12 protein-coding genes are annotated in these 11,312 nt (G+C 69.3%); 3 read left to right on the plus strand and 9 right to left on the minus strand.

The genetic code is table 11. The features are described from left to right. Positions 1-163: 163 nt before the first annotated feature. The 6 genes from glmM to WYM_RS16860 all read right to left on the minus strand — a co-directional run bounded on the left by glmM (position 164) and on the right by WYM_RS16860 (position 5,391). Positions 164-1,519, minus strand: a complete 1,356-nt coding sequence (gene glmM, locus WYM_RS16835; protein WP_026059890.1) for a phosphoglucosamine mutase — start codon at positions 1,517-1,519, stop codon at positions 164-166. Positions 1,520-1,535: 16 nt separating this feature from the next. Next, positions 1,536-2,018 (minus strand): 30S ribosomal protein S9, encoded by a 483-nt coding sequence (gene rpsI / locus WYM_RS16840; protein ID WP_019182019.1) that lies wholly within the window; start codon positions 2,016-2,018, stop codon positions 1,536-1,538. 26 nt (positions 2,019-2,044) lie between these two features. Continuing rightward, positions 2,045-2,491: a 50S ribosomal protein L13 gene (gene rplM, locus WYM_RS16845; RefSeq protein ID WP_019182020.1), complete on the minus strand. Its 447-nt coding sequence runs from the start codon at positions 2,489-2,491 to the stop codon at positions 2,045-2,047. A gap of 207 nt (positions 2,492-2,698) precedes the next feature. After that, the gene (locus WYM_RS16850; protein ID WP_192813767.1) at positions 2,699-3,487 is read right to left on the minus strand and encodes a DUF4239 domain-containing protein; all 789 of its coding nucleotides are present in this window, start codon (positions 3,485-3,487) and stop codon (positions 2,699-2,701) included. A 476-nt stretch (positions 3,488-3,963) separates the two neighbouring features. After that, positions 3,964-4,503 (minus strand): class F sortase, encoded by a 540-nt coding sequence (locus WYM_RS16855; protein ID WP_019182022.1) that lies wholly within the window; start codon positions 4,501-4,503, stop codon positions 3,964-3,966. 168 nt (positions 4,504-4,671) lie between these two features. Next, positions 4,672-5,391, minus strand: coding sequence for a CHRD domain-containing protein (locus WYM_RS16860; RefSeq protein WP_019182023.1), 720 nt, complete (start codon positions 5,389-5,391; stop codon positions 4,672-4,674). Positions 5,392-5,612: 221 nt separating this feature from the next. Between WYM_RS16860 and WYM_RS16865 the strand changes: the two genes are divergently transcribed. Together WYM_RS16865 and WYM_RS21260 are read left to right on the plus strand one after the other, a co-directional pair. Then, the gene (locus WYM_RS16865; RefSeq protein WP_237739447.1) at positions 5,613-6,137 is read left to right on the plus strand and encodes a sigma-70 family RNA polymerase sigma factor; all 525 of its coding nucleotides are present in this window, start codon (positions 5,613-5,615) and stop codon (positions 6,135-6,137) included. Next, positions 6,076-6,873, plus strand: a complete 798-nt coding sequence (locus WYM_RS21260) for a hypothetical protein (protein ID WP_157525318.1) — start codon at positions 6,076-6,078, stop codon at positions 6,871-6,873. The genes WYM_RS16865 and WYM_RS21260 overlap by 62 nt, the downstream gene beginning before the upstream one ends. A gap of 604 nt (positions 6,874-7,477) precedes the next feature. Here WYM_RS21260 and WYM_RS16875 read toward each other — a convergent pair. From WYM_RS16875 to WYM_RS16885, 3 genes are all read right to left on the minus strand, one after another. Further along, complete coding sequence (locus tag WYM_RS16875; protein WP_083866269.1) at positions 7,478-8,854, minus strand: HNH endonuclease signature motif containing protein; 1,377 nt, start codon at positions 8,852-8,854, stop codon at positions 7,478-7,480. A 227-nt stretch (positions 8,855-9,081) separates the two neighbouring features. Beyond that, positions 9,082-9,549, minus strand: a complete 468-nt coding sequence (locus tag WYM_RS21265; protein WP_157525320.1) for an SRPBCC family protein — start codon at positions 9,547-9,549, stop codon at positions 9,082-9,084. 371 nt (positions 9,550-9,920) lie between these two features. Beyond that, positions 9,921-10,745 carry an alpha/beta fold hydrolase gene (locus tag WYM_RS16885; protein WP_019182028.1) on the minus strand — a complete coding sequence of 275 codons (825 nt, stop codon included), beginning with the start codon at positions 10,743-10,745 and terminating at the stop codon, positions 9,921-9,923. A 63-nt stretch (positions 10,746-10,808) separates the two neighbouring features. On the opposite strand from WYM_RS16885, the gene WYM_RS16890 reads away from it, so the two are divergent. Next, positions 10,809-11,312: AfsR/SARP family transcriptional regulator (locus tag WYM_RS16890; RefSeq protein ID WP_026059892.1), on the plus strand; the 504-nt coding region annotated here is incomplete at its 3' end.

Consider the following 11,312-nt stretch of genomic DNA (forward strand, 5'->3'; position numbering starts at 1 on the left):
GCGCGACGTTCCTGCCGCACCCGCGTATCTCAGGAGTTGCGTACCGGCGCCGCCGCGATAGCGTCCGCCGCGCCGCGACCGACGTCACAACGGCCTCCTACATCGAGAAGGCACCGCACCCCGCGACCCAGATCCCGTCGGGAAGAACCTGTCGCACGCTCGACTAGAGCGCGAGCCGCTCCCGCACCACATCGGCCAGGCCGTCGGCGTGCCGGTGGGCTTCGTCCTCGGACGCCGCCTCGACCATGACGCGCACCATCTCTTCGGTGCCCGACGGGCGCAGGAGCACGCGCCCCGAGAGCCCGAGTTCAGCGGAGGCGCGGGCGACGGCATCCTGAACGATCTCGTCGCCGACGCGGGTGCGGTCGACGCCGCGCACATTGATGAGCACCTGCGGGTAGACGGTCATGATCGACGCGAGCTCGGCGAGGGTCTTGCCGGTGCGGGCCATCTCGGCCACGAGGTGCAGGCCGGTCAGCACGCCGTCGCCAGTGGTGGCGAAGTCGCTCATGATGACGTGGCCGGACTGCTCGCCGCCGAGCGAGAAGCCGCCCTCGGTCATGCGCTCGAGCACGTAGCGGTCCCCGACCGCGGTGGTCTCGACGTGGATGCCGTGATCCGACATCGCGCGGTGCAGTCCGAGGTTGCTCATGACGGTGGCGACGAGGGTGTTGTCGGCGAGTGCGCCGCGCTCCTTCATCGCCACGGCCAGGATGGCCATGATCTGGTCGCCGTCGACGACCGTTCCGGTCGCGTCCACGGCGAGGCAGCGGTCGGCGTCGCCGTCGTGGGCGATGCCGACGTCGGCGCCGACTTCGACGACCTTCTTCGACAGCACGTCGAGGTGCGTCGAGCCGACGCCGTCGTTGATGTTGATGCCGTCGGGATCGGCCCCGATGACGGTGACGCGGGCGCCGGCGTCGCGGAACGTCTCGGGCGAGACTCCGGATGCCGCGCCATGCGCGCAGTCGAGAACCACATGCAGCCCGTCCAGGCGGTTCGGCAGTGAACCGAGCAGGTGCACGACGTAGCGGTCTTCGGCGTCGGCGAAGCGGCGGATGCGGCCGACGGCGCCGCCGGTCGGCTGGAGCTTCGGCGCGTCGATGGCGGCTTCGATGCGCGCTTCGACGATGTCGGGCAGCTTGACGCCGCCGCGCGCGAAGATCTTGATGCCGTTGTCGGGCGCGGGATTGTGGGATGCCGAGACCATCACGCCGAAGTCGGCGTCGATGTCGGCGATCAGGTACGCCGCTGCGGGAGTGGGCAGCACGCCGGCGTCGAACACGTCGACGCCCGACGATGCGAGGCCTGCCTCGACCGCGGCGGAGAGGAACTCGCCCGAGACGCGGGGGTCGCGTGCGACGACCGCCGTGAGGCGGCGGCCGGCGGCGCGGCGCGCCTCGGCGGAACGACCCTGGCCCAGGACGACAGCGGTCGCCTGGGCCAGGGACAGCGCAAGATCGGCGGTGAGGGGGCCGTTGGCCAGCCCCCTCACCCCATCCGTGCCAAAGAGCGGCATGCGGAAGGAGATCCGATCAGCGCTTCGAGTACTGCGGCGCCTTGCGGGCCTTCTTGAGACCGGCCTTCTTGCGCTCGATGACGCGAGCGTCGCGCGAGAGGAAGCCGGCCTTCTTGAGGGTCGGGCGGTTGTTCTCTTCGTCGATCTGGTTCAGCGCACGGGCGATGCCGAGGCGCAGTGCGCCGGCCTGACCCGAGGGGCCGCCGCCCGAGATGCGGACGATGACGTCGTACGCGTCGGTGAGGTTGAGCACCGTGAAGGGGTCGGTGATCAGCTGCTGGTGGAGCTTGTTCGGGAAGTAGTCCTCGAACGTGCGGCCGTTCACCGTGATGGTGCCCGAGCCGGGAACCAGGCGCACGCGGGCGATGGCCTGCTTGCGACGGCCCACGGCTGCGCCGGGAACCGAGAGCACGGGGCGCTCGGCGGCGACGGCTGCGGTCTCGTCGACCGGGGTCTCGGTCGAGTAGTTGGATTCGGTGGTTTCTTCGATCTTCGCCACGAGTGTGTCCTTAGTCTCTACGGCGCTTACTGGGCGACCTGGTCGAAAACGTACGTCTTGGGCTGCTGGGCCGCGTGCGGGTGCTCGGCACCGCGGTAGACCTTCAGCTTCGACAGCTGCTGGCGGCCGATGCTGTTCTTGGGGAGCATGCCGCGGACGGCCTTCTCGACAGCGCGGACCGGGTTCTTCTCGAGGAGCTCCGAGTAGGTGACCGACTTCAGGCCGCCCGGGTAGCCCGAGTGGCGGTACGCCTTCTTCTGCTCGAGCTTCTGGCCCGTGAGGGCGACCTTCTCGGCGTTGATGATGATGACGAAGTCGCCGGTGTCGATGTGGTTCGCGAAGGTGGGCTTGTGCTTGCCACGAAGGAGAACGGCGGCGTGCGAGGCCAGGCGGCCCAGAACGACGTCGCTCGCGTCGATGACCAGCCACTCGCGCTGGGTTTCGCCAGCCTTGGGGGTGTAGGTGCGCGTCACAGTAGTGCTGCTTTCTTGATTCGAACGGAGAAGTTCGTGAATCCCACTCCGGGGTGGTTTCCTGGCCGAAGGCCGGGGAAACAGCGCCAGTGGAGGGCTCACGTTCGTGGTGCCGGGTCAGCAGAGCCGCACACCAAAGATCGAGTCTACGTCATCCGGATGCCTCGGCCAAACCGCGTCGATTCTCGCTCCCCTTTCCACCGCCGTCTATTCCGATGTGGTGAAGAGCCAGTCGCGCAGTTCGATGAAGTACTCCGGTGTGACGGCCACGGCGCCGGTGTAGGCGCGGTCGAAGCTCGCGACGGCGAAGACGACGATGCCGACGTAGGCGGCGATGATTCCGGCCATGACGAGGTGTCGGCGGAGCTGACGCATCTCGACCAGTCCGATGAGCACGGCGTTCAAAAGGGCACCGACGCCGAGCACGATCCAGAGCAGGCCAGGCAGCGCCAGTCCGGTGACGCCGATTCGTTCTCCGCGTGCGGTGACGAACTGATTGAACGCCTGGATCGTCTGCAGTTGCACCGCCGCCTCTGCCTGCGTCTCGGGTTCGAAGGCGAAGAGGATGTCGCGGATCTGGCTGACCTCTTCGACCGTGTGGGAGGGGACTTCCCCGACGGCCTGCTTGGGCCAGTCGACCGCGATCACGTGGTCGGTGTAGTCGACGACGAGCAGCTCCAGCTGGGCCTGCTCTGGTTCGGGGAATCCCGAGACGTCTCGGTACAGCGTGGCGACCGTGGATGTCTCGTGCAGGACGATCTCTTCGACCTGGCGGTAGTTCTCGTAGGTGGCGGCGGCGATCAGCGCGAGGGTGACGCCGTACAGCACTCCGTAGGAGGCCATCGCGTAGCCGAGGACGCGGTCCCATTCGTTGTCGCCGGCTGTGGCGCGAGGTACCCAGCGGCGCAGGACGACGACGATCGCCAGTGACACTCCGACGAAGACGATGACGAAGAGCGGCAGGCCGATCGGCGTCGGCAGGGCCTCGACCCACATGCGGACCATTGTGGCCCTGCTGCGGCCAGCCCTCTAGTGACATAGCGACGGATGCCGCAAGCCCCCACTGAGAGCGAGCGTCAGGGTTGCCGCGACGGGCCGCGCAGAACTGTGGCGACGGATGCCTGCAGCCGGCCATCGAGCGCGGTGGCGACGGATGCCGCAACGCCCGCCATGAATGCGATGGCCAGGGATGCGGCGACCCGCCACCGAGAGCGGCGGCGACGGATGCTGCGCCCACCCTGTCACAGGTGGCTGCGGATGCGGCAGCCCCATCGGGTGCGATGGGCGGGGTCGCCGCGACCCGCCGTCGAGAGCGGTCGCGACGGACATTGCTCCCCGTGTCAGCACGCAGCTACCGATGCCGCGAACCGCCATTCCATACGGGGACGACGCAGGCCGCAGCCCGTCGTCTTGTGGGGCGACGGATGCCGTGGCCCGGCCGCTGGCGCGGGATCACTCACTCCCGGCGCTGGCTACTCGCCGGCCGGCGCCTCGCGAACCGCGTAGACCACGCGATTGTCGACGTACGACGATGCGGCGCGATCGAAGATGCCGCCGCACGTGATCAGCCGCAGTTCGTCGGCCGCGACGGCGCCGAACACCTCGTGGGTCGGAAAGGACGCCTTGGGGTAGTCCGCGACCGCGGTGACGACGTAGCGGAACACGGTCCCGGCCGCGTCGGTGACCTCGACAAGGTCCCCGGCGCGCAGCTCGGCGAGGTGCACGAAGACCGCGGGACCGGTGGGCGAGTCGACGTGGCCCGCGATCACCGTCGGGCCCAAGCCGCCGGGCCGGCCTCCGCCGGTGAACCACCCGACCTCGTCGTAGTCAGCCGGAACCTCCATGTCGCCGTCGGGCGTGAGACTGAGGTCGATGAGGGGCACGGCGAGATCGATCGCCGGGATGCTGACCGCCACCGGCTCCAGTGCGCGGGCCGGCGTCGACGGGCTGGGCGGTCGGAGGTTCTCGGTCGGAGAGGGGCGGGCATCCGTCGTGGCGGTGGGTTCCGCCACCCGCGCCGGTTCCGGCCCGACCGAGCACCCGCTCAAGAGAAGAGCGCACGCCGCGACCGCAACGCTCGCGGACCGCAGCATCCCCCAGAGGCGAGGATGCTGCGGCGGCCGCGATCGCGTTGTCATTGCGAGCGGGCGACGATCGAGCGCACTGTCATCGCGGTCCTGTCATCGCGCGTCTGCGTGGCGGCGGCGGTGAAGGACGATGCCGGCGCCGGCAGCGAGTCCTGCGACGGCGACCGCGCCGATCGCGATGGCTGCGGCATCCGTCTGCCCCGTCGTTCCGGCCGTCCCACCCGCACCGGTGTCGACGCCTCCGGCAGGAGCAGGGTTCAGCTGGCCGCGCACGACGCCGGCGACGAAGTCGACCGTGTGCGAGTCGGCGGCGAATCCCGCGGGATTCGCTTCGATCGCCGCCAGCGAGAATCCGTCACCGGTATCGGCGCCGTTCGCCATCACGCCCGTCGTGAAGGGTCCTTGGAGGCAGCCCGAGCTGGTACGCGGGCCGTCGCCGACGGGCGCCGGGTTCGGGAAGGCGATGCGCGGCGGTCCGGGCTGGCCGGCCGCCGCCTGGTGGATGTGGGTGGCTGTCTTCGCCGGGCTCTGGTAGTCGCCCGACACGCCCTCGAGGCGGATGTCGTAACAGATGATCTCGAGGTCGGAGTTGATCCGGAACGTGAAGGATCCGGTGGCGCCCTCCTGACCGGGGGTGGCGACGCCCTCCGGGTTGACGACGTTGTCGGGAGTCGCCATGACCGTGAAGGCGCTGGTGAAGGTGGCCGGCTCGTCGACCTCGGTTTCGGCGTTCGCGGGGGCGGGAAGCAGGATCACGCCCAGGCCGGCGACGGCGCCGATCAGCAGGGTGCGCGTGGAGGTCTTCTTCGTCATGATGGCGTCCTCTCGACGGGATGCCGGATGCATCCGTTGCAGGGAGGTACGACGAGGACCGCGCCTGCGTTCATCGCCATGGGAGTTTTCTCGCGTGGTGAACGCTGGGGGCTATCGTGGCGTATCTCCTTGCGGCTTCTCGCGTGAGCAAGCCGATCGCCTAGCCTGAGGAGAGCGTGTCGATCATGGGGAGAGTCGCGCAGCTGCGTTCGGGGAGCGTGATGGATCGTCCGGCTGGGGAGGTCGTGAGCTTCGACGCCGGCCGCGCCTTCGACGATCACGGCTCGGCTCTGCTCGGTTTCGCGGTCAACGCGCTTCGCGACCGGCCCTTGGCTGAGGACTGTGTGCAGGAGACGTTCCTGCGCGCGTGGCGCGCCCGCGACCGGTTCGATCCCGCGCGGGCGTCGGAACGCACGTGGCTCTTCTCGATCGCACGGAACGTGATCGCAGATGCGCTTCGCGCACGGAGACGGATGCCGCAGATCGGCGATGACGCTCATCTCGAAGACCGCGCCGCTCGCGAGACCGACCCGCTGGATCGCCTGCAGATCATCGAAGGTCTCGCCCGGTTGAGCGACGCACATCGCGAGGTCATCGTCGCCGTGCATCTCGAGGGCCGGACGTATCAGGAACTCGCGATCACGACCGGCACGCCGATCGCCACGCTGCGAACCCGCGCGTTCCATGCGTTGCGCGCATTGCGCGGTCATCTTGAAGCATCGGAGGAAGCAGATGGACGATTCTGACGACCGCATCGCCGAACTGGTCGCCGCCGCGGTGGCCGGCGAGCTCACCTCGGACGAGGCGGCCGAGCTCGATGAGTTGCGGCGTATGCATCCGTGGATCGATGACGAGATCGCGAGCATGCGGGAACTGACTCGTCGTGTCGAAGAGTCCGGGAGCAGCTGGACTTCTCCGCAACCGGATTCCGCGCTGCGCGATCGGATCACGAGCGGTCTCACCGATCTCCCTTCCCATGCCCCCGCCGTCTCGGGGCAGGCCGAGCCCCGGCGGCGTCTGACCGCTGTTGGCTCCGGTCGGCAGTCGGGGCGACGTCCTCGACGGTGGTTGGTGCCGCTGCTCGGCGCCGCGTGTCTGGCGATCGGTGTGGGTGTCGGTCTGGCGGTCCCTCCGCTGGTGACGGGGCCACCGTCGGGTCCGCCGGGGACGCTCGGGGCGATCGAAGAGATCGATGTGCGTGACGAGGTTGCGGGGGCCGAGATCGACGCGGATCTGGTGGCTCACACTTGGGGTACGGAGACCATTCTCGAGGCGACGGGGCTCGAGGTGGGCGCCACCTATTCGGTCGTTCTCATCGGGAGCGACGGCACAGAATTCTCTGCGGGAGAGATGTTGGGTTCCACGGTTCCGATTCACTGCCGGCTCAACGCCGCCGTCCTCCGGCAGGATGCTGTGCGCCTGGAGATCCGCGAAGCAAATGGGGACGCTGTGGCAGCCGCCGCGGATCTGCCGCTCATATAGATCCGCTCATATAGAGAGGACCGCGACGGCTCGTTCAAGCCCTGCGTGAGCGCAGCCGATACAGCAGGCTGAGTTCAAGAGGAACGGCACGCTCGGCCGGGCTCGCCGATGAGAAGGAGCGGTCCGCTCAGCAGCCGGCTCCTCTCTTCGCTCGACCGTGGGCCGCGAGGACGTAAGCCCGCAAGGCCGCAAGGCCGCAAGCCCGCAAGCCCGCAAGCCCGCAAGCCCGCAAGGCCGCAAGCCCGCAAGGCCGCGACCCCGCAAGCCGCAAGCCCGCAAGGCCGCAAGCCCGCAAGGCCGCGACCCCGCAAGCCCGCAAGCCCGCAAGCCCACGACCCCGTGAGCCCGGTACCCGCGAGTCCGCAAGCCCGCAAGCCCGCGACCCGCAAAAGGCCGCAAGGCCGCAAGCCCGCGACCCCGCAAGCCCGCAACCCCACAAGCCCGCGACCCCGCGACCCCGCAAGCCCACGACCCGGTGAGCCCGGTACCCGCGAGTCCGCACGCCCGCGAGTCTGCAAGTCCGGGAGTCCGGGAGTCCGGGAGTCCGGGACGCAGCTTCAGAGAGATCGTGCGCACGCTCGCCGGAACCGCGAGGGTGAACGCCTCAGAACGGCGCGGCTTCGGCGTTCTTCTCGACGGAAACCGTGAACACCGGCACTCGGCGTTCCGGCTGCACGACGTAGCGCCTGCCTCGCGGGGAGCGCCATTCCACGGCTCCGCCGCTGCCTTCGATCTGGGTGACGACCCAGTCGGTGTTGTCCTTGATCAGATGATGGTTCTTGCAGAAGGGGGCGTTGTTCTCGAGCGATGTCTCACCGCCGTCGACCCACCGGATCTGATGGTCTATCTCGCATCGCGACGCCGGCATCCAGCATCCGGGTCCCATACATCGATCGGCCCGCCACTTCGTCAGCTTCCGCAGCGCGGCCGGGGGCCGGTACTGCTCTCGACCGACCGAGAGCACCATTCCGGTCTCGGGGTGGGTGAGAACCCGCATCCAGGAGGCGTCGCCGCCGCACAGCTCGCGGGCGCGAGACAGCGGGATGGGCCCGATGCCCTCCACGACCGGCGGGTCCGCGGTCTCGGCCAGCTCGTCGTCGAGCAGCGCCAGTACCGGCACAGTCACGACGACCGACGCGCGGATACCCCGCGCCTCCGTCGGCACCGCGTCGGTCGTCCCGTCGATGAGGAGGTCGCAGATGACGTCGGCGCGGATCTGATCCAGCGTTCTGGTCTCGCCCTCCTGAGCGGCGATCGCCTTCGCGAAGGCCGTGGCCCGCCCGAAGATCGCGCGCACCTCCACCTCAGGTGCGTAAGTGAGGAGCACGCCCATGCCGTCTTCCCCGCTTTCGACCACGACCCGCCGGTTCTGCACGGCTGCCTGGTATCGCTCCTCGAGGGTGGGCGCCTCAAGGGTCTGGATCAGCGACCGCAGAGCACGCTGGAAGGAGCCCACCGGCTCGGCCTCAGCGAGCTCCACCGCGCGCGCGGCGACCTCTTCACGAAGCGCCGGCTCGACCCGGTCGACCTTCTCCACAAGGACCTCGGCGTGCTTCGGCGTCATCCGACCGCCGGCGAGCGACTCAAGCGCCGCCGGATACCGATGAACCAGCGCCTCAGCTTGCACGATCATCTGCCCCGCGGCGTACTCGGTCACTCGCATCGCGGACGCCAACTCCAACCGGATCGACCGCTCCACGAGGTCGGTCACCCCGGCACCACGGCCAGCAGCTTCGGCCAGCATCTCCCCCCGCATCGCGTCGATACGCACGTGTCGCTGCGCAGCAAAGACCGCCTCCATAGTGGCGGCCTCGAGCACGAGCTCGACGGCGTCAGGAACCGGCGGAATGAAGACGTCAGGAACCGGCGGCGAGAAGGTGTCGGGAACCGGCGGCAAGAAGGCGTCATCCGGCACCCCTCCGCTCAGATCTCCGCCTTGACCCCGAGGGTCTGGCGGGTTGAGCGAGGCACCGTCGGTCATACCTTCAGATTAGAACATAGGTACGACACTCTGTCGATATCGTCGCCCTCTGTGGATAAGTCATGGCGCACCGCGGACCACGGCGATCGATCGCGGCCGACTCCGCCATCAGCTTCCTCGCGGAAGCGCACGCCCCGCCGGCAGCGTCGAACTCATCGACATCACCGATCGCGCCCTGGCCGCCGGCATCGCCGCGGCCCATATTCAGAGCGATCCGCCGTCGACGGTCAGATCGATTCGCCGTCAGCGGGAGCCCGCACGGTCGACCCGTCAGGCTCCTCCGCCTCGAGCATCGCGGCGAGCGATCGGAGATCACGCTCGAGCGCGCGCTGCAACCCCGGTCCGATCTCCGAGGAAAGGGCCGTCACATTCTCGCCCTCCAGCGACCCCGTCAGGGTGACGATTGTGCCAGTCCCCTCGTCCACCGCCTCGTGGCGCACTGTCAGTCGCGCTCCATCAAGCTGGGTGGTGTCGGCGTAGACCCATCCCGGTCCGATCGCCGTGACGGTGAAGCGCGTCTCGGCGCCACCGACCGCTCGTGAACGTCCGGTGGCGCCGAGTCCGAAGGGCCCATCGAGCGCGAAGTACTCCATACTCGGCGCCCACTCTGGATGAGACGGGAGGTCGCACCACCGCTCGAAGAAGCGGGACGCCGACGCAGTGGATCGGATCACGGCACGCGCGACCTCAACCATGACCGCCACCTCCTCGGAACCCCCGACGAACATCGCTGACGTCGCACGCGAACTTACTCGCCAACGCCGACACTCGGCGGCTCCCCCCGCTTTCGTCACGGAGTGACGAGGTTTGCGACCCAGCCGAAGCGACCCCGCGTCCCACCCGCGAGAACGCGACCCAGCCGAAGCGACCCCGCCGAGGCGACCCCGCCTTCCACCCACCGTCGCGTCGACATCAACGCCGCCACACCCCAGCACCCCACCCACCGTCGCATCGACATCAACGCAGCCACGCCCCAGCACCCCACCCACCGTCGCGTCGACAGCCGCCCCACCCCGACCCGCCCCACCCCCACGCGACATCGACCCGCGGCCAGCGCCCGCCACCCTCACACCGTGTCCCAGAACTCCTCGATCGCCGCGGCCGTCGCCTCCGGCTGCTCGACCTGCACCAACGTCCGCGCCCCCTGCACCACCGCCGTCCGCGCGTTCGGGATGCGCTCCGCCGCGGCCCGCATGATCTCGGGCGACCACTCGCCCCGGTCATCGCCGGCCACCAGCAGAGTCGGCGCGACGATCCGCGAGAGCCGGTGCGTGGCATCCGTCCGGTTGATGATGAACGAGGTCACCGTCCGCGCCAGGCCGGGACCCGACACTGCGTTCACCGCGCTGTCGATGATCGCCGTCATCTCGCCGTTCCGCTGATGCGCCTTCGTCAGCTGCGCGTCGTGCACGGCGTGCCGCAGGTGCGCGATCGGCCCGAGCCGAGCGAGCACACCACCGGCGATGATGAGCTTGATGCGGAAGACGGGGTCGATCGGCTCGACCGGCGCACTGATCGCCACCAGCGACCGGATCGCCTGCGGAAACAGAGCGGCCGCGGCCATGCCGACGTGCCCGCCCCACGCGGTGCCGAGCCAGTCGACGGGCCCGGCGCCGGGAAGCTGGGCGACGATCTGCGCCGCGACTTCCGCGCACTCCTCGATCGTCGCCAAGCGAGCGAGCTCGTCGGATTCCCCATACCCGGGAGCATCGAGCACGATGAGCCGGCGGCGTTGACGCAGGCGCGGGATGACGGGATCCCAGCTCCGCCCGTCGACGAACATGCCGTGCCACAGCACGGCGGTCGGGCCATCGCCCATCACACGGGCGTGAACTCGGCCAAGGGATGTATCGAACGACACGGTGGTCGTCTTCTCTTCGATTCGCTGCATGAACCGAGCCTCAACGAAAGTGCCTCACTAGCCCGCGCCCAGGGTGCCTGCAATGATTCTGCAATGATCCCCGCACCCGCAGGCCCCGCACCCGCAGGCTCCGCACCCGGCGGCCCGCAACCGCTCGTGCACGTGCGCGTGCTCGGCACGGTCACCGCCAGCGCCGATGGCAGCGAGATCGCACTGGGCGGACCCCGCGTGCGCGCGCTCCTCGCAGCCCTCGTGATGGCGAGGGGCCGGGTGCAGTCGGCCGACGCGCTGCTCGACGCGGTCTGGGGCGAGAGGACGCCCGGAGTCCGCTCCGCACTCCGCGCGAACATCTCGCGGCTGCGCTCGACGCCGCTCGGCCCTCACCTGCGCGGCGGACGTCAGGGGTACGCACTCACCGCCGGCCAGGGTCTCGCAGTCGATTACTGGTCGCTGATGGACCTGGCCGAGGCATCCGCTCCCCCGCCTCCGGCAGCCATCGACGAGCTGGCCGCCGTGGCCGGCGCCGTCGCCGTCGATGGTGCGGGCGACTCTCCCTTCCTTATTCACGCGCGCACGGAGGCGCGAGCGGCGGTGCGG

Origin of the sequence: Microbacterium yannicii PS01, assembly GCF_000304335.1 — a bacterium.
In the GTDB taxonomy this organism is placed as follows: Bacteria; Actinomycetota; Actinomycetes; order Actinomycetales; family Microbacteriaceae; genus Microbacterium; species Microbacterium yannicii_A.